This is a genomic window from uncultured Brachyspira sp. (assembly GCF_944388875.1).
GTDB lineage: Bacteria > Spirochaetota > Brachyspiria > Brachyspirales > Brachyspiraceae > Brachyspira.
On the sequence record NZ_CALXKQ010000001.1, the window covers coordinates 1 to 24,216 of the forward strand.

The following is a 24,216-nucleotide window of genomic DNA, read 5'->3' on the forward strand; positions in this document are numbered from 1 at the left end:
GCTGTGTGCTGTGTGCTGTGTGCTGTGTGCTGTGTGCTGTGTGCTGTGTGCTGTGTGCTGTGTGCTGTGTGCTGTGTGCTGTGTTAATATATTATTCATAATGTAAATATTATACAATATATCAATTTTTATGTCAATATTATGTATAATAAAATCGGTTTAAACCTATTTGCAGATCTAAACCGAAATACTATATTAATTAAAGAGATACAAATGAAAAAAACTTATGCTAATAATTCTCCGTTATAGCCTATACATAAATCTAATGAATTGCTTAATCTTACTCTATAGAAATTTATTCTTTTATTAACTTCAAATACAAATACTTTTTTATCTTTATATTTTTTCATTACAGATTTAACTCTGTCAGCTATATTTTTAGGCAAAGCATTTTCTGATATTGCATCATCGCTGCTTATATAATTCCAATCTCCTCTTTTATCAAAATTAATATAAGTTCCATTGCTTAGTTTTATTTCGTATTCATCTTTAATTTTATCAATATAAACTATTTTTGTTTTGCTGTAATTAGCAGCTATAAATCTTCTAGTATTTTCTGGTAATTGGCTAGGTGTTATTTTTATAAAAAGGTTTAAAGTGTTTGTCATAATGTATCTCCTTATGCGGTGTATTGTAAAATCTCTTTACAATTATTATTATAGCAGATTAGCGATTTTATGCAATATTTTTTTACAATTATTTTACATTATTTTTACAATTATTATAAAAAACTAGATATTTACAATACATATAATACAAAAATTACTTATATTGTAAATTTTATGTAAAGAAAATATTAAAATTCAATTATAACAATATGTAAATTCAAAAAATAAAATATAATTTCATAATAAAAATGGAAAAATTAACTCTATTGCAGTCTTTTACAAAATATGTTATCTTAATTAGAAATTTTTTTAAGAAAACTTTTGATAATAAATAATTAAAAACATGGATATAACGTATGGAAATATTAAATATAAGAGATTCTCTTAACTATATATATTCTTTTATGGGAAAAAAAAACTTGCATAAAGAAGGTTTTGACCATATAAATAACGTAAAAAACATATTAAATATATTAGGCTATAAACAGACATTTAAAGTAATACATATAACAGGAACTAAGGGAAAAGGATCAACTACTTTAGCATTATCTCACATGCTAAAATATTCTGGGTTTAAAACTGGGGCATTCATATCACCCCATATAATAGATGAAAGAGAGCGAATATCAATAAATGATGAATGGATAAGCGAAAAAGACTTCACTTATATAACAAAAAGAATAAAGGATATAGTAGATAATGATAATTATATATACGAAAATATAACCGTATTTGAAATATTTACTATAATAGGATTATATTATTTTTATATGCAGGAAGTAGATTATGCCTGTATAGAAGTAGGAATAGGAGGTAAATTAGACTGCACTAATGTTGTTGCCTCATCTATAAGTATATTAACTTCTATATCCTATGATCATACTCAAATACTTGGCAATACAATAGAAAAAATAACAGAGCAGAAGGCTGGAATAATTAAGCCTAACTCAGCAGTAATATCGGCATATCAGGAAGAGAGTTCTATAAATATAATAAAAAATATATCAGAAAAACAAAACTCTAAATTATATATTTTTAAAAAAGATTTTGATGCTGAAATAATAAAAAATACTAGTGAAAATTTAGAGTTTATATACAAAGAAAAAGGCAAAGAATACATTTTTAATACGTCATTGCTTGGAGAACATCAGGCAGAAAATATTTCATTATCATTCAAAGCATTTAGAATATTAATAGAAAATGTAAAAAATATTAAAAATACTGAAAAAATATATTCAAATGCCATAGAATCATTAAAAACATTTGATATAAAAGCACGCCTTACATTTATGCAGAGAAATCCAGACATAATAGTAGATGGTGCCCATAATGCAAAATCATTAGATAGGGTATTAAAAACTATATATAAATGGTATAAAGATATTATAATATTATTTGCACCTCTGAACGAAAAAGATATTTCAGGAATGTGCGATGTATTAAAACAATATAATTCTATAATAATATTAAGTTCTTCAAATAACATAACTTATAAAGAAACTGATAGTTATAAAGTTTATGAATATTTAAAAGACGGAAGCAATGTAATACATATACCAGACTTTAATGAAGCTGCAGAATGCATGAAAAAACTATCAAAAGAAAAAAATATTCCTGCATTAGTTATAGGTTCATTATATGCAGCAAGCGACTTTATTAATAATTATAAAAAATAGAGGGATACATTATTATATATCCCCCATTTTATAATAAAACTTTCTTCGATATAAGATAATTAAATTTCTATAACTTCTTTTCTTTCAGTATCTCCAAATTTAAACAAGTCTAAATGTATGCCTAATTGAGCTCCTATATCTACAGAGCCTAATTTTCCAGGATACATATATCCATAACCTAAAGAACCCACATTATTTTTTACGCCTATATAAGGTATATCAAAATTAACATATAATGATAAACTAACAAATACTATATTTATTCCTGTATAAAGTCTAACATAAGGTATTAAAACATCATTGAATCTTCCAGAAAGAGCTGATATTTTTCTATCACTATCTCCTTCAGTATATTTACCAGAGAAAGGAATTTTTACACCTCCTCCAATACCCAATTGAAATAATAAAGGACGCCATTCTAAATTAAGTCCTGTCATAACACTGTCAAATTCATGAGTATAATTTCTAGAATCAGCTGTTATAAATTTAAATGTATCCCTATACCATCCTACATCCAAACCTAAAGATATTGTATGAGTTCCATCTCCTATATTAAAATTAACTCTAGGCTGAAATATAACGCCAACTTCAAATGCCGTTTTAGGACTAAATGATACACTTGGATCAACGCTGCTTTCAGGATAAAAACTAGGAATACTTCCGCCTAATGGAATGTACATTCCAAGACCTAGGGAATGAGAATATGCTAATGACGATATCATTAGAAATAAACTAATTAATACAAACTTTTTCATATATTTCTCCTTAATTTTTTAGAAAAAAGATTTATAAAAGAAAATAAAATTATCAGAAAATACTAATCAATAATATTATTATAACATTCATAAACCTCATTAACTAGTATAAGATATTTTCACATAAAAGTCAATAAAAAATATATTTTATAATACTATACCATAGTATGATATTTATATTTTGTACTTAATTAGTTTTAAATGGACATTGATACTATACCTTGATATTTATCTATAATACCTATTGTTCTTTTTGAAGCTCCATTGTTTTGTATTAAAAGATTATATGCTTTTTCAGACAATTCATCTCTAAGTTCTTTATTTTTATATGCTATTTCCAATGTTTCATGCAATTTATTTTTATCTTCGCAAGTAAATACAGCATCTTTCATATACTCATAAATCTCTATAAAATTATACATGTATTTGCCGACTATAACAGGCTTCTTAAAATATATAGCTTCAAGTATATTATGCCCCCCTACATTGCCTATAAAAGTACCGCCCATAATAACCAAATCTGAAAGTTTATACCAATTAAGCAATTCCCCTATAGTATCGATTATTATTCCATCCTCAGAACTATTTTCATAATCAGTATAAAGAGGCAAATCATAACCTAATTTAGAAGCAGTATTTTTTATATCATCTCCTCTGTTAATATCCCTTGGAACTATTACAATATACACTTTATCTTTTATACCAAGCAAATCTATAGCCTTTAATATAATATCCTCTTCATTTGAATGAGTGCTTCCTGCAGTTATAACGAATTTGTTTACAGGTATTCTATTTTCCAAATCATCTATTTTTTTTTCATCGGCATAATAATTAATATCATATTTTAAATTACCCGTAACTGTTATAAGACCTTCAGGCATTCCTATACCAATCATGTTTTCTTTATCTATATTACTTTGAGCTAGGATTTTTGTGTACATGTTAAAATAGGGCTTAAAGAAAAACTTGAAATTTTTATATCCTTTTATTTCCTTCTTTCCAATTCTTCCATTTATAAGATAAAGAGGAATCAATTTCTTATGAAGCAAATATATAAATGTAGGCCATATTTCAATTTCAGCTATCATTACATATTCAGGTGATATTAAATTGATGAGTTTGTTTATCATGTGAGGATAATCTAATGTTAAATAAAATAATTCAACCTTTTCTCCATAATTTTTTTTAGCTATATCATATCCGCCTACTGTAGTAGTAGACAAATAAACACTATATCCCCTATCTATTAAAGTAAGTACTATTTCTTTTACAGCAACTATCTCACCTACACTCACTGCATGTATCCAAACAGCATTTTTACTATTTTCTTTAGGGTATATAAATCCTAATCTTGATAAAGCCCCCTTTCTTATGGGTTTATTAAATATCATCATTATAGAAAAGCATATAAATATTATAGGATAAATCAAATAACCAAATACAGTGTATATAAACATTAAAATTTTCTGCATTTATAAAACCAAACCTAATTTATATTATTATAGATATAATAGTTAATATAATCATAACAGCATATATAAAAAATGAAATAACAGCCTTTACAATGGCATGCTGTTTTCTGGTACCCCATTCACATTTTGAAGCTGCTGCTACAAAAGAAATAAATAAAGCTATTTCTATTATATTTATAATTATAAATACAATACCGTATACTCCGTTTCTAATATTATTATGTTCTATAATATAGTATGCCGCTATTGGAAAAAGCATAATAATTGAAGCGTTAATCAATTTATGTATTAAAAGATACTTATTCATAGAATTAATTATACTTAAATAAATGTATTATGTCAATTGATTAATATAAAATAATAGACTTTCTATTAATTAAAAAATTAATAGAAAGTCCAAGTCCCTACAATTTATATAAAAAATAAAAAGATAGTTACAGCAATTTTTGATCTTTCATAGCAGTATATAAAGAATCATATCCTCTAAGTTCTTTTTCACCTACTACAACCCATTCATTCAATCCTTCCATAGCCATCATTTTTTTAATTATAGGATCATATTTGCTTTGAGAAGTAAGCATTTTCACAAAAGAATCGCCTAGTTCTTTATCAAAATCAGGCATAACTGTGAAATTACAATGACAAAATTCAGGGCTAGTATAGAATGATACCAACTCTCCATCAGGATATAACCCTTCTTCAAGTATGCGTATCCAAGTAGTAGAACCTATACTTCCAGCATCTAATGCACCGCTTTTAATATCATCTAATACATGCCATTCACTTTTTCCAGTATCACCATGTTTTCCCAAATCTGTATTATAGCGAACTATATTAACACAATTAGGATCGCATTCTGCATTAAGTTCTATCTCTTTTATTGATAAACCAGATTCTTTAATGTAATGTATAGGAAGTATAGCAGCTTGTGATGAATCGAAGCTTCCAACTCCAAATTTTTTACCTTTTAAATCAGATAATTCTTTTATTTTACTGTCTTTTCTAACAATAAATTTACTTGTAAAATCTGTGTCAGTATCTCTCATAGCCAAAGCTCTAGCTTTATCATTAGTAGCATGCAAAACTTTAATCCAAGCTACATTTGTATTCCAAGCTATATCTATATGACCTTTTAATAAAGAATCAACTTGTCGCTCATAATTTGAAAATAAAACATAATCAAGTTTCAAACCATGTTCATTACTATAATCTCTTATTATATCCCATACACCAACAACTTTAGGATCATAAGCAACCGCACCAAGTAATAATGTTTTCATTTTATCTCCTTAAAATAACTTTATATATATTATAAAACAATAGCATCACCTAGCCAAGTTTTTAATACATCAATTCCAGGTGCCATAACAGGAGCAGCTAAAGAGTCTCTCATATATCTTTCTAAAGGAAGTCTCTTAGCATAAGCATTACCGCCGCCCAATTTCATAGCTTTTTCACAGCAGTATATAGCAGCTTCAATAGAGTTAATTCTGCATCCGAACACTTTTAAAGTAGCATCAGCTTGTTTGTTTTCAACAGCAGAAGCAGCAGCAAAAGTGAAATCAACAGCTGACTGCATTCTAGTATATATTTCAGCTAAATTTACTCTAACCATTTCTATATCAGACAAAGATCTTCCATCTGTATATTTTCTGTTTTTTGTATAATCCAATATGCAGTTATAAGCCTCTTTCGCAAGTCCGCTGTAAACAGCTCCTAAACCGAATACAAAATATGCAGTAATACTCATAGCCTGATTTCCGCCATCGCCTTCTTTTCCTATTCTATAAAGAGTATCAAGTTCAACATCATTATAGCAAACAGGCATAGAAGCATTACCTCTCATACCTAAACCGTCCCATTTATTTTCTTCATGAACCATGCCTTTTAATTTATGGCTTACTAACCAGTTATTTAGAGTTCCTTTATTTTCACATGAATTAGTAAGAGTTAAATAATAATCAGCGAATAAAGCACTTGTTACAAAACTTTTTCTTCCTTTGAGTATTACTTTATCTCCTGATTTAGTTTCTGTCATATCTGGGCTTCCAAAATGTGTACCGCTTCCGCTTTCACTATATGCTAAAGCTAAAGCTATTTCTCCTTTTGCAATTTTAGGCAAAAACTCTTTTTTCTGCTCATCAGTACCAAAAAATACAATACATAAAGTTGCTACATTATGCATCATATAGCATAAAGCTGTAGTAGCACAATAATTAGCCAAAGCATGAACAACTTCAGCATGTTCTTTAGCTCCGCCGCCCATACCGCCGTACTCTTTAGGAACCATTAGTCCCATATAACCTTGTTTTCTTAATTCTCCATAAGCTTCTTTTGGAAATCTTGCATTTTTGTCCACATCTTCTGTGTAAGGTGCAACATGTTTTTTAGCAAATTCAATTGCATCGTCAAAAACTTTACTCATTTTTTATTCTCCTTTTTTAAATATTTGTAATTGAAATAAAGTATATAAATATCACATAAAATTAGGCGTATGTCTTTTAGATATATCAACAGCCAGCTCTTCATCTATACCGATATCAACAAGCCTTTGAACCCTATTATTATGCATTTTTTCTTTAAGCTCTCCGATAAGCTCCATGCCTTTTCTATATTGATTATAAGATGTTCCTCCGCCTGCAAGAAAAGCCATTGATTCTATTAAAAGTGTGGATTCTCCGTTTAACTCGTCTAAATATTCTTTTCTTTTAAAAACAGCTTCTTTTAAAATATTTACTTTCTTTGGATTATACTTTAATACCTGTTTAACATGATTCATTCCATAAGCAACATGTCTTGATTCGTCTATCCTAACTAATCTTAAAAGTTTTTTAGTAGCTTCATCCTGAGTATATTTTTCTAAAAAACTTAATAAATCCAAAAAAGTTCCTTCACCCATTATATGAAGTAAAAAACTAGATTTTAAGTAATTATTTTCAACATATAAAGTATATAAAGAATTTTGGGTTATTATGGATGAATACTGAACCCCCATACCATTTATATTAGCTCTTCTAATAAAAGCATCTATATGTCTTGCTTCATCATTCATTAATGAAGATAAAAATAAAGGAATTTCATAAAAATAAGGACTTACCTTAGATACAAATTTACTAGGTACATATAAAGCCGAAAATTCATTTTCAGTTAAATAAGTCATAATTTGTGCTATTGCAAATTCCATGTCTTTATCATAATCAGGTATTTCATTCCAATCTATATCAACAGAACTATTCCACTGACTTCTTTTAGTATCTTCATAAAGTTTTGTTATATTATTATTCCATATATCTTCTTTATAATTTAAATCAAATCCATAATCAGGAGAACCATTTTCAGGAACACTGTTTCTTGGAGCAAGACCTATATTTGATGTAGGATAACTGGATAATTCAATCTTATTAGAATCAAATTTAGGAAAACTATTGCCAGACTTTTTCTTGATATAGTAACTGTAAAGTTCTTTATTTTTTTTCTTATCAAAAAAAGTTTCTCCTTTAAACTTACAATAAGATTTTAAATCATACTCTAAATTATCATAAAATGATACTATTTCTATGATATCATCCTTACTTGAAATTAAAAGAGAATTCTCTAATCTAAAGAAAAAAGATTTTCCTATAGGAATATCTCCTAGAAATAAACTTCTACTAACATTAAAATCCATAAAACATCCTTAAAAATTAAGTGTAATATAATAAATATTTTTATTTAAAAAAAGACTTTTGGAATAAACTCACGGTTTATTATAATGACAATATCTCGGGAAAATCAAAATTATTATAGAAATACAATGATATCAAAACATTTGCTGATAAATACATTTTAATCTACCCTAAATAAAATAATTGAAATTATATATTATAATAACATAAAAATATATTAAAGTCAATATGTAATTCATTTTTATAAGTAAATCTATTTATACTTAGATAAATATCAAGTAAAATACATATTTTATCCAAACGTAATTTTTATATATGCTATTTACTATTTTCCTATAATAATATATTATTTATCTACTTGTTATTTTAGTTTTTATTGGTTTTTAATCAAAAGGGGTTTATCTTTATGTTAAAAAATTTGACGAATAAGAAAAATAGTCTAGTATTAAAATTCTTAATACCATATATGACAGCACTATTTATAATATGCACTATCATATATATAATATACCTGCCTCAATACAAAACAAGATTCATAAACTCAAATATATACAATATAAGCGATATATCATCAGCATTAGAAAATAATATTGCCTCAATATACGGAAGAATTAATATATTTTGTTCTTATGTTGAAAAAGAAACAGATAGAAACAAATTATTAGAAGTATTTGCTAATGTATTAAAAAATGAAAAAGATTTGATGAATATATTTTATGCTGATACTATACCATATAAAGACGGAGGAACCGTACTAAATACGCTTGGAGAACTTCCAAGCAATTATGACCAAACTACTAAAGAATGGTATAATAAAGCTTTGAATTCAAGAGAAATAGTAATATCTGAACCTTATATAGATGCTGTAAATGGAAATATAGTAATAACATTTTCAAAAGCTATATATATTGACGGAAAATTATATGGAATAGTTGGAATTGACGTAGATTTTATAAAAACAATTGAAGGTATATTAGAACAAATAAAGAATTATAATTATGATGTAAGCATTATAAATGAATCAGGATTATATTTATTTAATAAGAATGAGAGTTATGTATTAAAACAAAATATATTTAATGATAATAATATATCCTCCCATAAAAATGATATATTAAATAATAATAATTACAGTTGGATAGAAAAAGATTATTCTTACATAACATATAAAATAAAAAATACGGCATGGAACTTAGTTGTAAATATAAACAATAAAGAGTTAAAATCATCATTATTAAAACTTCTTATACTTATTATATCCGTATTTATAGTGTTGTCTGCAATAGAAGCAACATTAGTTCTTTTAATAGCAATTCCTATATCAAGCACATTAGATAATACTATATCTATAATAAATAATATGACTATGGGAAATTTCAATACATCATTCAATGATAAAGAGTTACATAAAAGAGATCAAACAGGAGATGTTATAAGAGCATTAAACAGCATGCAGAAAAAACTTGGTGATATTATATATGAAATGAAAAATGAAATAAACGGCATTAATTCTGCAGTTAACATAATTACAAATGGAAATATAAATTTATCCGACAGAGCAACATCTCAGGCTAGTTCATTAGAAGAATTAACTAGGTCTATAGAATTTGTATTTTCATCCTTAAAAGACACAGCTGAAAATGCAGGAAATGCTAGAAAGATGAGTGAAAATGTTTCTAAATCTACACAAAATGGTGTTAATGCTATAAACTCAACATCATCAAGTATGGCAGAAATATCAGAATCTAGTAAGAAAATATCTGACATAACTAAAATAATAGAATCCATTGCTTTACAAACTAATATACTTGCATTAAATGCATCTGTTGAAGCGGCACGTGCGGGAGAACAGGGGAAAGGTTTTGCTGTTGTAGCTTCTGAGGTTAGAAACCTAGCATTAAATGTAGGAAATGCTGCAAAAGATATAACGAGTATAGCTAATGAAACTATAGAAAAAATACAAAATGGAAGTGCCGCTGTTCAGGCATCATCATATATATTAAATCAAATAGAATCATCTGTTAATGATGTTCTCACTTTATTAACAGAGATATCCGATGCAATTATAGAAGAAGAAAACAGCATATCACAGATAAATACTGCCGTTATAGAAATAAACAGAATAACTCAGGATACATCAAAAATAGCAAATGACGGAGCTAATGCAAGCAAGGATGTATTAGATAAATCTAATAATATAGTTTCTCAGGTTTCTTATTTCAATTTTTAATAAAGAAAATAAAAAGAGGCTTTATTTGTAGCCTCTTTTTTATATCTTTTTTATTAATCTTTCTGCTATTATATCAGAATCCAAATTTTCTATGCATATATGATTATTAGGACAATTTTTTCTCTTATAGCATACTGCACATTCCAAATTTTCAACTCTTATAGTTTCAGAATTTTTAGCTATAGGTCCTACTCTAATTTCACTAGTAGGTCCGAATATAGCTACAAGAGGTTTCTGAAATGCACATCCCGTATGCATTGGAAAAGAATCAACAGTAACCATTCCTTTTGACTTTTTTATTAAATATCCAAGTTCTGATAAATTAAAAAGCCCAGAACTATTTAATACATTATCAAATCCTTTAACTATTTCAGCACATTCTTTGTCATAATCAGATGCAGCAGAAACTATTATTTGTATGTCCATTAATTTATGCAGGCTTTCTATTATCTCTCTGCTTTTATTTACAGACAAATCTTTAGTGTTCCATCTTGAAAATGGAGATAAAACTATATATTCATCTTTTATATTAAAATTACTATCTATATTGTTTTTTATATACTCCAGTTTTTTATTAAAATCTTCTTCTATTGTATTAGGTAAAAAATAATCCAAATCCGTACCATCATCAGGACAGCCGATAAACTTTAAAAATGATATTAATCCCACAATTGCATTTATATCCTTATAATAATTACTTTTAATACCAAACCATTTTCCTTTAGCATATTTTTCTTTTGCATGACATAAATATAAAAAAATTATACTTCTTTCAAGTCCCTGCAAGTCCATGGCTATATCATAATTCTCTTTTCTAACTTCTTTTATATGAGATAAAAACTCTCCTATTGTAGAAAAAAATTTAAATGGTGACTTGAATATATCTCTCTCATATCTATATATATCTAAAACATATAATTTATTAATATAAGGATTATTCTCAAGTATTCCCAAAGCACGTTTATCTGTTACTATATCTATAGTACAATTAGGCTTCCATTTTTTTAATGCTCTTATAACTGGAGTTGCATGAAGTACATCACCTAGAGAAGTTTGTTTTATTAAAAGTATTTTCATTATAAATATAACCTATATCATTATTAATAATGAATAATAATATATATTTTTTAACAATATATCAACAATATATAAAAAATAAAAAATTACTACAAAGGTATTGACAACAATTACTTTATATAGTAATATTACTACATAAAGTAATTAAATATAAACTTTTATTAAAAGGACAAAACAATGAAAAGAAATATTATTATAATATTTGTTATAGTATTGATTACAACTTTCAGTATCATAGGAAAAGCAAGCAATAAAAAAAATAATGATATAATAAAGATAGGAATAAGCCAAATGATAGAACATGAGGCATTAGATCTAATATATAAAGGAATAGAAGATGAGCTTAATGAATATTATAAAAACAGCAATAAAAAAATAGATATAGACTATCAAAATGCACAGGGAGAACAGGCAAACTGCAATACAATAGCTCAAAAGTTTGTTAATGATAAAAAAAATATTATAATAGCTATAGGCACTCCTTCTGCACAATCTGCTGTAAATTTAACTAAAGATATACCAATAATAGTTTCAGGCATAGGAGATCCTATAGGAGCAAAATTGGTTACAAATTTAAATAAGCCTAATGTCAATGTAACAGGCACCATAAATCTTCCTCCTATAGAAAAACAAATTGAACTTATGCATACATTAATGCCTAATGCTAAAAAAATAGGACTATTATACTGTTCAAGCGAAATCAATTCTTCATACCAAATAAAATTAGCAAAAGAAAAATTAGATTCTTTAGGATTGGAATATACTGATTTAACCGTAGCTAATGCAAATGAAATACAGCAAATGATGATAAATGCTGCTAATAAAGTTGATGCGATATTTTCACCTACTGACAATATAATAGCAAACAGTATGGCTAATGTAGCTATGATAGAAGAAAGTGAAAAAATTCCTGTTGTATGTGCCGATGCTTCAATGACAAAAATAGGAGGTACTGTAACTTATTCTGTAGATTATTATGAAATGGGAAAACTCACTGCCAAAAAAACAATAGAAGTGCTAGAAGGTATTAAAGATATAAAAAATATACCGCTTGAAACAGTTGATAAATTCAATTTTATAGTTAATACCAATATGATAACTAAATTAGGATTAAGTATACCTAGCAGTATTTATGAATTAAACCAATAAATAATAATTCCATAATTTAATAATAAAGGGCTTGCAAGTATTATTGCAAACCCTTTTTAAAATTTGTAAATTGCATAAAAAATTATTATCTATTTTCTTTAAAGAAATGCTCCTCCACTCTTATACAAATTTCATGGTATATAGCTTCATGGTATTCCTGTGTTATATGAGTTTCTTTTGCTGGTGCTTTAATTGCAATATCCGCCATCTCTGCAAGTTTTCCTCCATTTTCATTTGTAAGCGATACAACTTTTATACCCATAGCCTTGGCAAGTTTAGCAGCATAAATAATATTCTTTGCATTTCCTGATGTGCTTATAGCAATAAAAATATCTCCCTTATCTCCAAAACCCAATAATTGCTGAGCAAAAACTAAATAAGGTTCTTTATCATTAAGATATGCACTTGAAAGTCCAAGATGAGATGTCAAAGCAACAGCTCTTAAAGGAGATTCTAAATTATCTGCTATATATTCTCCGTCTTCTATTTTCAAAAGCTCTTTTTTTATATCTTCTTTTATAGGACGCTTCTTCAAAAAACTTTTTAAAAGCTCTCCTGCTATATGCTCGCTGTCGCATGCACTTCCGCCGTTTCCAGCTATTAAAACTTTACCGCCATTTTCATAACTTTTTATTATCTCATTTATAGAATCTTCTATTGCTTTTTTCATAGGTTCCAATTTAGGAATTCTTTCAATTAATTGTTCTATCATTTTAATTTCCTTAAATAATATGCATATAAATTATATACAAGTTTTGCATTTTAACAAGTTCTATTTTTTAAAATTATATTTGATATCATCATATATATCATCTCTGCTTAAATTTTTTACATCTTCGTAAAACACAGCCTGCTTCTCTAATGGATTATTTATATATCCGTATCTAATGCTGTAAATAATATATAAAAATAAAAACTTTAAAAATCCTAAATATTCTATTTGATATATATGTACAAGCTCATGCCTGAATAAATTGCTGTTCTCATCAATATTTTCAAAAATATGCTTAGTTTTAACATGTATTCTTTTAGTAAAAGGATTTGTTACAGCTATAAAATTTATATTAGAAATCTTACCAGCAATGATTAGACAAAAACTAAGTAAAGAGCCAAAAACATAAACAACATTATTAACTTTTTTTATTTGTTTTATCCTAGTATAATATACAATAACAATTAAAATAAATACTATGATAATATAAATCACTATTCTAAAGCACCGTAACTATTTAAAAACTCCACCAAACTTTCAGGCTTTTTATAATGTTCTTTAACATAGGCAAGAGCAGTTCTTCCGCTCTTATCTTTAGCATTAACATCAATACCATTATCGCATAATATCTTAGCAACAGGAAGCATATTCTCACTTTTATCAGCAGACATGAAAACCATCATTAAAGCATTGTCCCCGTCATTATTTACAGCATTAACATTAATTTTATAATCTATCAAAGTCTGAACTATATCTCCATACAAATTATATGAGGCAACATGCAAAGATGTTTCTCCGTACATATTATATGAATTCACATCCGCACCATTTTTAAGAAGCATCTTTACAATATCATTGAAGCCGCCTGTAGCAGCCATTATCAAAGCATTATATCCAACCTTATCAGCAATATTAACATTTGCTTTTGAATTCAGTAAAAGTCTAGCCACAGCAGAATGCCCCCTATGAGAAGCAAGCATTAAGCCAGTAACTCCATCTTCTGTTACAGTATCAACATTAACTTTTTTATTGATGAGAGAAACTACTGTATCATACTTTCCTTCTTCACATGCTTTTAAGAATTGCGTTTCATTATCTGTTAAAGGATAAACTATACAAGAAATTAATATTGTAAAAATTAAAACAAAAATTATATTTTTCATAAACAACCCAAATATTATAATATATTATATAAATATGATTAAAAACACTTTTGTAAAAAAAATTCTAAAAATTAATACGATTATATTAATTTTTTTACAAATTATAACATATAAAATAATATAGTAAACATTTTTACATATAGTACTGCTGATTAGATAAAAATAATTTATATATGCTATATCTATAATATATAAAAAAATTTTTTTTTGGCAAATATTTAGGATAGATATTTTTCTTCTAATACTTGAAGATGTTTACTAAGATGTCTGGCTATAAATCCTACACAAACAGCTGCAACTAAAGTACCTTCTCTAACTCCTTCCAAATGTCCTAAACAAACTAAAACAGTAACTATAGATATTAATACTAAAGTAACATCAAAAGCTATTTTTATATTACCAAATTTTACTGGAAATACTTTGCATATAGCAAGTACTAGTCCTTCGCCTGGCGTAGTAACCAATTTAGCCATTACTTCTATACTGATTCCCACTCCAACCAGAATTATTCCTAAAAAACAAATTATCCATTGCTGAAAATAATTTGTATATGAAATATCTCTTATTAAATACTGAGAAAAATCTATCATTACTCCAAAAATAAAGAGTGCTGGAACTTGTAATAATTGAAACCAATCATAATTTTTTCTTAGTATTACAATTTGCATAATTATAAATAATATATTAATAATTATAGTAGTTTCTCCAACCGATAATCCAGAAATGCTGCTTGTAACATAAGGTACGCTGGATATAGGAGAAGTACCTAAAGATGCTTTAATAGATAAAGCTATTCCTAAAGCCATTATATAAAGCCCAACCAATAATAAAATAGATCTCTCTAATAAATGTTTGTTTTTTTTGTTTCTTAGTTCTTTACTCATTTTCTGCTCCGTTTTTATTATTTGACAAAGAATCATATACTTTTAATAATAAATTTTTTAATAAAATAATTTCATCATTTGATAATTTTTGCATAACCTTATTTTCTACATTATCAAAAATTATCTGCATATTATCTGCGGCCTCTATACCTTTATCAGTAAGAGAAACATAAAGAGAACGTCTGTTTCCTTCATGCTGCTTTCTAACTATCAATCCTGCATTTTCCATGCCAAGTAAAATACTTCCTACTGTAGCTTGTTCTATTTCACAGTAATTTGCTATTGTCTTTTGATCTGCCTCTTTAAATTTTGACAGACAGTATAAAATTTTAGGCTGTCCTGATGTAAGTCCTATTTTATTTGCATTAAACATTATATTTTTAGCAAGTATAGAATTGGACTTCATCAATAAATAATGCAAGCTTTCCAAATAATAAGCTCCCTAATAATAAGTATTATTATAATAAGATATCTTATTATAATATAACCTAAAAATATGTCAATAAGTATATACCCTATACCAGTATATAAAAAAAGATAAAAAAGATATTGACTTTTAATAAAGTTAGAGTATACTAATCAAAATATAAATAATAAATGAGGATGAACAAATATGTCAGTATTAGAATTAAAAACAGATAATTTTGATCAGGCTATATCTAATGATAAAGCCATACTAGTGGACTTTTTTGCAGAATGGTGCGGTCCTTGCAAAATGCAAACTCCAGTATTGCATAAAGTAGCAGAAGAATATTCTGATAAAATGGAGTTTGGTGCGGTTAATGTTGATGAATGTGAGGATATAGCAGCAAAATATGGGGTTCAATCTATACCTACTCTACTAATATTCAAAAGCGGAGAACTTCTTAAAAGAGCTGAGGGTATGAAAAATGAAGCTCAATTAAAAGAATGGTTAAAAGAATATTTATAATTTTTTTTAATTTAAAAATAATTTTTTAAGCCTAATTTTATATAAATTAGGCTTTTTTTTATTCTAAATTAATATATAATTGAAATATGTTTTTGAAAATAAATTACAGGTATAAATATGTTTATAACTAATAATAAATTAATAGAAAATATTTCAAATGAATTTAATATAGAAAAAGAAGAAGCTAATAATATAATAAATAATCTATTTGGAAATATAACATTATCCATACTTAATAAAAGAAAATTTTATATGGATAAATTAGGTACTATAAGTATAGATGATAATTTCAATGTAGTACTATCACATGATGATGAGAATTTCGATGACTCATTAGAATCTATAGAGTCAAAAAATAATGATATTAAAAACATATTTTTAGAAAAGTCCATTTACAAAAGCATATTTAAAAACATAAAAGATATTTCAAAAGATGAAGAAGTACATATAGAAAATTTTGGTTACTTTCATAATTCTAATATGGCATTTAAAACAGACCCAGTACTTCAAAATATAATATCAATAAAATTTAATAAAGATAATAATGATAATTCTAATATAAATAATGATGATTTAATAAAAAAATTAGATAATACCTTAGAAGGCATTTACAGCAAAGAAAAAGGTGAAAAAGCATATAATAATAGAATTGAAATAGTTGAAGATATATTAGATGAACTGGATAATAAATCAAATAATATTAAAGATGATAAAGATAATAATGAAGACAATATAATAGAAATAATTGATGATAATAACGATAACTCTAATGAAGAAAATGATGATTCAGATGATTCAATAGATAATAATGTTATAGGAGATATATGGAAAAATAAATCAGATATTAAAAGCGTAGTAAATAATTTAAATGATAGTAATGATGATAATAATGATTACACTATAGACGATATAGTAAACAATCAAAACAATAAGGATGAAAAAAATAATATGATAAACAATAGTAATGATAAAGAACAAAAAAATGATGATGATTATCCTCCTATGAAAGAATATACAAAAGAAGAATTATTAGATATTAATCATTTTGATAGAGCCGATTTAGAAAATAATGATAATGAAGAAAAAAGGACTGAAGAAAATATGAAAGAAAATGATGAAATAAAAATAAATGATAAAACATATTCAAAAGAAGAACTATTAGATATTAATGAAAATGATGATTCATTAGAAAATTCTAAAAAAGAACATTTAGATGTATTAAATAAATACGAAAGTAAAATAAAAAATGTTCAGCAGTCCAATGTCAAAAAAAATGATATTCAAAAAAATTCTTCAAGCCTGTTTGGGGGAATACTAAAAGTTATTTGTATAATAATATTCATATTGGTAATCGGAGTAATTATATCCAGATATTATAATGATATGAGCAGCACTCCAATAAATAACAGCATAGAAAATCAAAAATTATATGATATAGTTAATGCTTATTTTAATGCATCAGATTCTGCAAGTTTATCATATATAACTTCTAAAGATATGTATTACTGGGATGTAGCTAAATCTTTATATGGAGATGCAACTTATTGGCCTCTAATATATCCTTATAATAGCGATAAATACAGAATAAGCAATATTATAAGAAAAGGAAGCAGTATTTCATATAGGAGCATGGCTAATTACTCTTCTCAAAAGGATACAAAACTTTTAAATAACACATTATCAAAATCTTATATATCAATTTATCCAATATTAGTAAATGATAAAAAACTCAATCATGCATTATGGGCTTTAAAATTATCTGCTTATTATGATTTAAATGTATTTAAAAATAATGCTTCTATTATGCCTGAGCAGACATACAATGATATTTTAAAAGAAAACAGCGGTGTAAAAAACATATATAATAATATGTCAAATAATGAAAATATATTTATATCATTTATTGAAAACATCAAACAAAAAATAGGAATAAAAAAATGAAAGTAGTAACAACAGATGATTTAATAAATATAGATAAAAAAACTATTGAAAAGATACCTTCTATACTTCTTATGGAGCATGTTGCAAGCGAAATATTTTATCTTTTATTAAGAAGACATAGACAATTATTGTATTATAAAACTGTATATATATTTTCATCTGTAGGCGGAAACGGAGGGGATGGGCTTGCTATAGCTAGGTATTTAATAAAAAATGGATATAATGTAAGTATTTATATTACTGGAAATCTCGACAGAGTAAATAAAGACACTTATGCTAATTTTAATATATTAAAATCAATTGATACTGACATTACATATTTAGACAGTGAAGAAGCCGTAAGGGAAGCAGTTGAATCTATAGAAAAAAAGTCTATAGTTATTGATTCTTTATTTGGAACAGGAGGAAACAGACCTCTTGAAGGTATACAGAAATTATTAATAGATAAGCTCAATGATCTTGATGTTGTTAGAATAGCTATAGACATGCCTTCAGGTTTAGCATCAAAAATAAATGATAGAGAAAATATCCATACATGTTTTAAAGCAGATGAAACTTATACTGTATGCTTTGCTAAAGATATATTTTTCTTATATATAACTAGAGAATATATAGGAAAATTATTTGTAATAAAATCTGTATTTCCAAATTCTATATTGGACAGTTGGGGTTATAAGGCTAAATTAATAGATTATAATGAAAAAATAAATATAAATAGAAATGCTTTTTTTAGCAAAAGAGAACAGGGAATGCTTGCTATTATAGCAGGAAGCAGTAATTATATAGGGGCTGCAATTTTATCAGCACATGCTGCCTACAGAATGGGGGCTGGATATATAAGATTGTATGTACCTAATGGAATAGTAAAAAGTATAAGAAATGCTGTAATGTCCAAAATGCCTGAAATAGTTATTATAGGCGTAGGAAAAGAAGATCAATTATATTTTACAGAAAATGATATTAATATAGTTAGTGATATAAATAAAAGCGATGCATGTATAATAGGCTCTGGAATAGGAAGAGAAATGCCTACAGAAGTTTTTGTAAATAGTGTTATTAAACAAATAAATATACCTACAGTTATAGATGCTGATGCTCTGTATTTGATGTTTGAAAGCACACTTAATGAACTTAACCATAATTTTATACTTACTCCTCATATATATGAATTTGAAAAATTAACTCATATTAATCATATAGAGGCATTGGAAAATCCTTATGAAGCATTATCAAAATACAGACAAAAAACAAAAGCTGCTGTAATATTAAAAGATGCTGTAAGTTTTTTAATGCATTATGATGATATATATATAAATTATAATCCGAATGTTTCTATGGGAAAAGCAGGTATGGGGGATGTACTTTCAGGATTTATAGGTGCTTTGCTTGCTAGAAGATTAAATGAATTAGATGCATCAAAATTAGCCTTAATTATACAGGCAAAATCTTTTAAAATATTATCTAAAAAAGTTGGAAGCGACTATATTCAGCCTAGTGATTTAGCTGATATATCATATAAAATACTTAAAAGGATATAATAAAATTGCCTAGAGAAGTTTATGACCCTAAAAAGCCAGAATTAGAATTTCATGCTAATAGAAGGACAAAGCCTCCTGCACCTAAAAGAGAGGTAAGTCTATTTGCAAGAAAATGGTTTATGTTTTTATACGGTACTTTTTTAACTGTTGCTGTAGTTGGTATTTTATTATATAAAAGAGGTTTTTTTAATGATTTGCCTATATTTGCTTCATTAAGAGCCAATTCAATAATAGAAGTAAAAATAAACAAAGTAGAATTTTATGATGACGGAGCTATAATAACAACAATAGAAGTAAAAAACAATAATTACACAAACAGCAATAGAATAGGAAATCTGAAAGCGGCTCTTTCACTATATAAAAATAAAAGATTAATATTTTCAGGTAATGATTCATTTTATAATGTTAACTTTCCATTAGGTCAGAGAATAGGGTTTAAAATGCCTTTTGATAAAAGATATTGGCTTGAAGCAAATAATTTAGAAATTGTATTATATATAGATACCAATTTAACGACTACAAACTATATTAATATAAGCAAAATGAAAAAACCTACTTCATAATAATTATGGTTATAATATATCAATGGTAAATATAGAGGCTAACTGAGATAAGTAAAAAAGCTTCTTCTTTGCAAAATTATAGACTCGTTTCAAAACTAATTTTATTTATAAATGCCGCAAAGTTTATTTTGAAACCTACTATATGTACGCTATCTAAGTAATTACCGATTTATAACGAAGTACAGATGCATATTAATAAGTTATACAACATATAAGATATTAGGTTTTAAAATTAAATAATTATACTTATTAAAAATACTTGACAAACAATTTTACGAGTTTGTTATTTTCTTATAAATTAAATAATATTAACTATTATATATGTTGTATAAATTATATATTCAAGCTGCAAAATGCAGTTCTTTCATCAAATGTGTACTGCGTATGGTTCTTTTATAACACACATAGCAAAGGCGAGGACAGCATCTAAAAGAACTTGGGGTTGCAGCAAAACCCTATATGTAAAATTATAAATATTATTTTAAATTATTATATAATAATACAAATATACAAAATTATAATAGGTATATTTTATATGCTGTATAATTTATTTTTTTCTATATAAATATCTAGAGTTGCACTTCAAAAAATACTAAATTAAGACTTATAAGTATCAATGAATTTATTTTTTAAACAAGTGAAACATTTATATATTATTCTAGTTTTCAAATTTAGATCTAAAATTATCACGCCATTTTTTTATAGGTATCCACCAGGCTAATGTGTTAATGATAATATTAGTTTTTCTGTTTAATTTTGCTATTTCATTATTATTTATAATCATTGGTTTAATTTTTGTATACTCTAATATTTTAACATATATGCTTACTAGTTGTTTGTCATAATATTTATTCAAATGATCTAAAATTAAGTTCTGATCATCTTGACTTGGTATATATGACCATGGTAATGTTAAAAGAAAAAATATATCTTCAATATATTCTAAAAAGTTAGAATCTAATTTTACAGCTCCTATATTTGGAAACCCAAATATATAATTATATTCACCATCATTTAAAGGATAGAATTTTTTACCTTTTAGGCATGAAAATAAAGTACCACAAGTTGGACCATATTTAGAACTAATATTATGAAGTTCTATATCATGTATTATAACTACAGCATTTTTTGCTAAAAATGGGGCTATCATAATAAAATCTAAAAACTCACCAGGATTTGAATGGGCTGTATCTAATATACATAATTCTATATCATTTCCTATTTCTTCAATAAATTTGGCAATAACATTTCCTCTATATATTTTCCATTTATTTTTTAAATTATGACATTTTTCATCAACAATAAATCCTGTCAACTTGTCATTATCTCTATCGCAATATTCTGCAAGATCCACAGAATATAGCATAGAATTATCAATATCTTTTATAGCGTTCAATATAATAGCACTATTTACACCGGCAAATACACCTACTTCTAATATCTTTTTCGGCTTTAATTTTCTTACAATGCCATTAATAAATTGTCTTTGATTTTGTGACATTAAGCTAAATTGTAAATGACTTGACAAATTATCCAATATATCTTCTAAATAATTTGATTCAAAATTATCAAAATTTTTAAATTTTCATCCATTTTATAATCCTCATAAATTATTTAAAACACAAAAAAACCAATGCATCAATTTAATTCTAAATTGAAACATTGGTTATAATTTTTAATATATGATGTTTTATTAGATAATGTGTCTTGTCTTGTCTTGTCTTGTCTTGTCTTGTCAGCATTTTATTATCCATTAGTAATATTGTGTTAATATAACATATATTTTAATTAATGCAAGCACAAATATTATTCATTGAACAAAATATATAATTTTTCTACTATTTGCATTAATTACAGTTTCGCATGCCATTGATTATGATATTTTGTAGATAATAGACCTGTTTCAAAATTACTTGACAAACACTTTTATCCTTTCGCTAAAATAATAATTATGTTAATATATTGTTAAAAAAGGATTTTGTAAAATTATTGATTGTCAAAGTATTATTGGCTTAAAAAACATATTTCTTTCTTTTAGAAGAATTAAAAAGTATATAAAGATTGTAATAATTGCATACTAAAAAATATCTTTGGAAACTATGGTTTTTATTACTTTTATACACTTAAAACAATATATCACATTTATACAATTGCCTTTCTATTTTAACGTATCTGCTTCACTATTTCTCTATGTTACGGAAATAAGGATATAAATACATAAACATGTATGAAATATATATTATTCATATAAAAATAAGTGTTATACTATAAAAATTCATATAGCTATTAATTATGACATCAAAAAATTATTAATTTTGTTTTAGGTAAAGGAAATGAACATGACTTTAGCATATATAAAAATACATCTGAAGTTTTGATGAGAAAAGTAAAATATTAGTTGATAAAGGCTATTATAGTATCCATAAAGTTTTAATATCAAAGAAAAATAAAATGCCGTTGAATAGTGATTAATTAAAACAAAATCAGTAAATTAATAAAATTATAATAGAAAATGTTTTCTAGATATTAAAGAGATATAAAATACTTTATACTCGCTACAAAAATCATTTACAAAAATTGGATACTAAATTTTTAATATTAGCTTCAATATATAATTATCAGTTAAAAATGATTTTTAAAACAAGTTTAAAATTATTGACATAATTATTTTTTATTTTATTATATAGGGTATGAAAATTAACACAAAATTATCAGTTGCTACTCATATAGTATTATGTATAGCATTCTTTGAAAATGAAGGTACTACATCCCATTTGCTTGCTAAAAGTGTAAAGACAAACCCCTCTGTAATAAGAAGAATTTTACTCAAATTACAGGATGCTGGAATTGTAGAAACGGATAAAAAGGGAAGCAGATTAATTAAGGATGAAAAGGATATAACTCTTCTTTCTATATATGAGGCAGTATTTACAGAAGAAGAAAGAGGGCTTTTTAATTTCCATGAGCCTAATCATATTTGCCCTGTAGGCTGTGCTATGTTTGATGTTTTGGGAGAAGAGTTCAATAATGTAAGACTTGATTTTGAAAAGTCTATGTCTAAAATAACATTAAAAAAAATAGCTGATGAAGTTAGAAAAAGAAAAAAGCATTTAAATTTTATGAACAAATGATTTTATAATTTCATAATACTTATTCTATTTCCGTCTAATTTTATTATATTTTCCTTAGATAATCTGTTTAATTCCCTTGATAATGCACTTCTGTCTGCCGCTATAAACTCTGCTAATTTATCTCTGTTATATGGTATAACTACATTTGATGATTTTTGTATATTTGATATATATTTTAGATATATAATTATCTTACTTCTTAAACTCTTTTGGCTTAATATATCATTTTTAAATGCTAAAAATTTATTCTTATCTGAAATAACTCTTAATAAATTTTCTATAAATTTATTTTTTGTATCATCATTTTTTGCATTAAATATATTTGATGATTCTATTTCTATTATATCTGATGAATCTAATGAAATAGCCTGTATAGATGATATTTGATTACTTGAAAATGCAAACGCTTCAGCAAATATATCTCCATCCGTTAAAATATTCACTATATTTTTTCTAGCATCTTCGTATTCTTTTGAAATTTCTATTTTTCCTTTAGCTATGATATATATACTATTAACTTTATCTCCAATATCTATTATAGTATTCCCCTTAGAAAAATGTATATTTTTTGCTTTAAAGTCATTTAATATATTTATTATTTCTTTCTTATCTATATTTTTGAATATATTTGATTTTATTACAGCATCCATATATTCTATATTCTAACTATTTTCATTAAAAAATCAATGTATTTTTATAAAATATAAAAATTTTAAATAAA

The 24,216-nt window shown here is 25.8% G+C and carries 24 protein-coding genes; 9 read left to right on the forward strand and 15 right to left on the reverse strand.

Translation table 11 applies throughout. From position 1 onward, the window contains the following. Positions 1-224: 224 nt before the first annotated feature. Positions 225-608 carry a PepSY-like domain-containing protein gene (locus tag Q0J69_RS00005; RefSeq protein WP_297203067.1) on the reverse strand — a complete coding sequence of 128 codons (384 nt, stop codon included), beginning with the start codon at positions 606-608 and terminating at the stop codon, positions 225-227. 362 nt (positions 609-970) lie between these two features. On the opposite strand from Q0J69_RS00005, the gene Q0J69_RS00010 reads away from it, so the two are divergent. After that, positions 971-2,284, forward strand: a complete 1,314-nt coding sequence (locus tag Q0J69_RS00010) for a Mur ligase family protein (protein WP_297203904.1) — start codon at positions 971-973, stop codon at positions 2,282-2,284. Between the two features lie 59 nt (positions 2,285-2,343). Here Q0J69_RS00010 and Q0J69_RS00015 read toward each other — a convergent pair whose 3' ends face one another. The 6 genes from Q0J69_RS00015 to Q0J69_RS00040 form a co-directional block, all read right to left on the reverse strand. After that, positions 2,344-3,039, reverse strand: a complete 696-nt coding sequence (locus tag Q0J69_RS00015) for a hypothetical protein (RefSeq protein ID WP_297203069.1) — start codon at positions 3,037-3,039, stop codon at positions 2,344-2,346. 197 nt (positions 3,040-3,236) lie between these two features. Then, complete coding sequence (locus Q0J69_RS00020; RefSeq protein WP_297203071.1) at positions 3,237-4,511, reverse strand: glycosyltransferase N-terminal domain-containing protein; 1,275 nt, start codon at positions 4,509-4,511, stop codon at positions 3,237-3,239. Positions 4,512-4,530: 19 nt separating this feature from the next. After that, complete coding sequence (locus tag Q0J69_RS00025; protein ID WP_297203073.1) at positions 4,531-4,818, reverse strand: hypothetical protein; 288 nt, start codon at positions 4,816-4,818, stop codon at positions 4,531-4,533. A gap of 127 nt (positions 4,819-4,945) precedes the next feature. Then, positions 4,946-5,791: a PhnD/SsuA/transferrin family substrate-binding protein gene (locus Q0J69_RS00030; protein WP_297203075.1), complete on the reverse strand. Its 846-nt coding sequence runs from the start codon at positions 5,789-5,791 to the stop codon at positions 4,946-4,948. A gap of 29 nt (positions 5,792-5,820) precedes the next feature. Next, the gene (locus Q0J69_RS00035; RefSeq protein ID WP_297203077.1) at positions 5,821-6,936 is read right to left on the reverse strand and encodes an acyl-CoA dehydrogenase family protein; all 1,116 of its coding nucleotides are present in this window, start codon (positions 6,934-6,936) and stop codon (positions 5,821-5,823) included. A 51-nt stretch (positions 6,937-6,987) separates the two neighbouring features. Beyond that, positions 6,988-8,178, reverse strand: a complete 1,191-nt coding sequence (locus Q0J69_RS00040; protein WP_297203079.1) for a DUF455 domain-containing protein — start codon at positions 8,176-8,178, stop codon at positions 6,988-6,990. 404 nt (positions 8,179-8,582) lie between these two features. Here Q0J69_RS00040 and Q0J69_RS00045 point away from each other — a divergent pair, with 404 nt between their 5' ends. Next, on the forward strand, positions 8,583-10,406 hold the full coding sequence (locus tag Q0J69_RS00045) for a methyl-accepting chemotaxis protein (protein ID WP_297203082.1): 1,824 nt from the start codon (positions 8,583-8,585) through the stop codon (positions 10,404-10,406). A 39-nt stretch (positions 10,407-10,445) separates the two neighbouring features. Here the strand turns inward: Q0J69_RS00045 and Q0J69_RS00050 are convergent, their stop codons facing one another. After that, positions 10,446-11,483 carry a glycosyltransferase family 9 protein gene (locus Q0J69_RS00050; protein ID WP_297203084.1) on the reverse strand — a complete coding sequence of 346 codons (1,038 nt, stop codon included), beginning with the start codon at positions 11,481-11,483 and terminating at the stop codon, positions 10,446-10,448. 177 nt (positions 11,484-11,660) lie between these two features. Here Q0J69_RS00050 and Q0J69_RS00055 point away from each other — a divergent pair, with 177 nt between their 5' ends. Beyond that, positions 11,661-12,632 carry an ABC transporter substrate-binding protein gene (locus tag Q0J69_RS00055; RefSeq protein WP_297203086.1) on the forward strand — a complete coding sequence of 324 codons (972 nt, stop codon included), beginning with the start codon at positions 11,661-11,663 and terminating at the stop codon, positions 12,630-12,632. Between the two features lie 85 nt (positions 12,633-12,717). On the opposite strand, the gene Q0J69_RS00060 is transcribed toward Q0J69_RS00055, so the two are convergent. From Q0J69_RS00060 to Q0J69_RS00080, 5 genes are all read right to left on the reverse strand, one after another. After that, a complete protein-coding gene (locus Q0J69_RS00060) occupies positions 12,718-13,344 on the reverse strand; it encodes an SIS domain-containing protein (protein WP_297203088.1) in 627 nt (208 codons plus the stop codon). Between the two features lie 60 nt (positions 13,345-13,404). Continuing rightward, a complete protein-coding gene (locus Q0J69_RS00065; protein WP_297203090.1) occupies positions 13,405-13,839 on the reverse strand; it encodes a hypothetical protein in 435 nt (144 codons plus the stop codon). Continuing rightward, the gene (locus Q0J69_RS00070; protein ID WP_297203092.1) at positions 13,839-14,507 is read right to left on the reverse strand and encodes an ankyrin repeat domain-containing protein; all 669 of its coding nucleotides are present in this window, start codon (positions 14,505-14,507) and stop codon (positions 13,839-13,841) included. Before Q0J69_RS00070 ends, Q0J69_RS00065 begins: the two co-directional genes overlap by 1 nt. A 218-nt stretch (positions 14,508-14,725) precedes the next feature. Continuing rightward, positions 14,726-15,391, reverse strand: coding sequence for a DUF6198 family protein (locus Q0J69_RS00075; protein ID WP_297203094.1), 666 nt, complete (start codon positions 15,389-15,391; stop codon positions 14,726-14,728). Next, on the reverse strand, positions 15,384-15,797 hold the full coding sequence (locus tag Q0J69_RS00080) for a MarR family transcriptional regulator (RefSeq protein WP_297203906.1): 414 nt from the start codon (positions 15,795-15,797) through the stop codon (positions 15,384-15,386). The genes Q0J69_RS00075 and Q0J69_RS00080 overlap by 8 nt, the downstream gene beginning before the upstream one ends. A 207-nt stretch (positions 15,798-16,004) precedes the next feature. Here Q0J69_RS00080 and trxA point away from each other — a divergent pair, with 207 nt between their 5' ends. From trxA to Q0J69_RS00100, 4 genes are all read left to right on the forward strand, one after another. Then, positions 16,005-16,322, forward strand: coding sequence for a thioredoxin (gene trxA / locus Q0J69_RS00085; RefSeq protein WP_297203096.1), 318 nt, complete (start codon positions 16,005-16,007; stop codon positions 16,320-16,322). Positions 16,323-16,439: 117 nt separating this feature from the next. Further along, positions 16,440-18,263, forward strand: a complete 1,824-nt coding sequence (locus tag Q0J69_RS00090; RefSeq protein WP_297203099.1) for a hypothetical protein — start codon at positions 16,440-16,442, stop codon at positions 18,261-18,263. Then, positions 18,260-19,801 (forward strand): NAD(P)H-hydrate dehydratase, encoded by a 1,542-nt coding sequence (locus Q0J69_RS00095; protein WP_297203101.1) that lies wholly within the window; start codon positions 18,260-18,262, stop codon positions 19,799-19,801. The genes Q0J69_RS00090 and Q0J69_RS00095 overlap by 4 nt, the downstream gene beginning before the upstream one ends. 5 nt (positions 19,802-19,806) lie before the next feature. After that, positions 19,807-20,364, forward strand: coding sequence for a hypothetical protein (locus Q0J69_RS00100; RefSeq protein ID WP_297203103.1), 558 nt, complete (start codon positions 19,807-19,809; stop codon positions 20,362-20,364). 658 nt (positions 20,365-21,022) lie between these two features. Here Q0J69_RS00100 and Q0J69_RS00105 read toward each other — a convergent pair. After that, positions 21,023-21,865 (reverse strand): class I SAM-dependent methyltransferase, encoded by an 843-nt coding sequence (locus Q0J69_RS00105; protein WP_297203106.1) that lies wholly within the window; start codon positions 21,863-21,865, stop codon positions 21,023-21,025. Positions 21,866-22,454: 589 nt separating this feature from the next. On the opposite strand from Q0J69_RS00105, the gene Q0J69_RS14200 reads away from it, so the two are divergent. Together Q0J69_RS14200 and Q0J69_RS00110 are read left to right on the forward strand one after the other, a co-directional pair. Further along, the gene (locus tag Q0J69_RS14200) at positions 22,455-22,577 is read left to right on the forward strand and encodes a hypothetical protein (RefSeq protein WP_366029916.1); all 123 of its coding nucleotides are present in this window, start codon (positions 22,455-22,457) and stop codon (positions 22,575-22,577) included. Positions 22,578-23,054: 477 nt separating this feature from the next. Then, a complete protein-coding gene (locus Q0J69_RS00110; RefSeq protein WP_297203108.1) occupies positions 23,055-23,495 on the forward strand; it encodes an Rrf2 family transcriptional regulator in 441 nt (146 codons plus the stop codon). 2 nt (positions 23,496-23,497) lie between these two features. On the opposite strand, the gene Q0J69_RS00115 is transcribed toward Q0J69_RS00110, so the two are convergent. After that, entirely contained in the window at positions 23,498-24,145 is a 648-nt protein-coding gene (locus tag Q0J69_RS00115) for a Crp/Fnr family transcriptional regulator (protein ID WP_297203110.1), read from the reverse strand. Between the last annotated feature and the right edge of the window lie 71 nt (positions 24,146-24,216).

Excerpts from the sequence above, each read along its gene's own strand:
- Q0J69_RS00030 (WP_297203075.1), bottom strand. The coding sequence starts at position 5,791 with ATGAAAACATTATTACTTGGTGCGGTTGCTTATGATCCTAAAGTTGTT.
- Q0J69_RS00005 (WP_297203067.1), bottom strand. The coding sequence starts at position 608 with ATGACAAACACTTTAAACCTTTTTATAAAAATAACACCTAGCCAATTA.
- Q0J69_RS00115 (WP_297203110.1), bottom strand. The coding sequence starts at position 24,145 with ATGGATGCTGTAATAAAATCAAATATATTCAAAAATATAGATAAGAAA.
- Q0J69_RS00070 (WP_297203092.1), bottom strand. The coding sequence starts at position 14,507 with ATGAAAAATATAATTTTTGTTTTAATTTTTACAATATTAATTTCTTGT.
- Q0J69_RS00110 (WP_297203108.1), top strand. The coding sequence starts at position 23,055 with ATGAAAATTAACACAAAATTATCAGTTGCTACTCATATAGTATTATGT.
- Q0J69_RS00095 (WP_297203101.1), top strand. The coding sequence starts at position 18,260 with ATGAAAGTAGTAACAACAGATGATTTAATAAATATAGATAAAAAAACT.
- Q0J69_RS00055 (WP_297203086.1), top strand. The coding sequence starts at position 11,661 with ATGAAAAGAAATATTATTATAATATTTGTTATAGTATTGATTACAACT.
- Q0J69_RS00075 (WP_297203094.1), bottom strand. The coding sequence starts at position 15,391 with ATGAGTAAAGAACTAAGAAACAAAAAAAACAAACATTTATTAGAGAGA.
- Q0J69_RS00090 (WP_297203099.1), top strand. The coding sequence starts at position 16,440 with ATGTTTATAACTAATAATAAATTAATAGAAAATATTTCAAATGAATTT.
- Q0J69_RS00040 (WP_297203079.1), bottom strand. The coding sequence starts at position 8,178 with ATGGATTTTAATGTTAGTAGAAGTTTATTTCTAGGAGATATTCCTATA.
- Q0J69_RS00050 (WP_297203084.1), bottom strand. The coding sequence starts at position 11,483 with ATGAAAATACTTTTAATAAAACAAACTTCTCTAGGTGATGTACTTCAT.
- Q0J69_RS00105 (WP_297203106.1), bottom strand. The coding sequence starts at position 21,865 with ATGTCACAAAATCAAAGACAATTTATTAATGGCATTGTAAGAAAATTA.
- Q0J69_RS00045 (WP_297203082.1), top strand. The coding sequence starts at position 8,583 with ATGTTAAAAAATTTGACGAATAAGAAAAATAGTCTAGTATTAAAATTC.
- Q0J69_RS00025 (WP_297203073.1), bottom strand. The coding sequence starts at position 4,818 with ATGAATAAGTATCTTTTAATACATAAATTGATTAACGCTTCAATTATT.
- Q0J69_RS00015 (WP_297203069.1), bottom strand. The coding sequence starts at position 3,039 with ATGAAAAAGTTTGTATTAATTAGTTTATTTCTAATGATATCGTCATTA.
- trxA (WP_297203096.1), top strand. The coding sequence starts at position 16,005 with ATGTCAGTATTAGAATTAAAAACAGATAATTTTGATCAGGCTATATCT.
- Q0J69_RS00080 (WP_297203906.1), bottom strand. The coding sequence starts at position 15,797 with ATGAAGTCCAATTCTATACTTGCTAAAAATATAATGTTTAATGCAAAT.
- Q0J69_RS00060 (WP_297203088.1), bottom strand. The coding sequence starts at position 13,344 with ATGATAGAACAATTAATTGAAAGAATTCCTAAATTGGAACCTATGAAA.
- Q0J69_RS00035 (WP_297203077.1), bottom strand. The coding sequence starts at position 6,936 with ATGAGTAAAGTTTTTGACGATGCAATTGAATTTGCTAAAAAACATGTT.
- Q0J69_RS00020 (WP_297203071.1), bottom strand. The coding sequence starts at position 4,511 with ATGCAGAAAATTTTAATGTTTATATACACTGTATTTGGTTATTTGATT.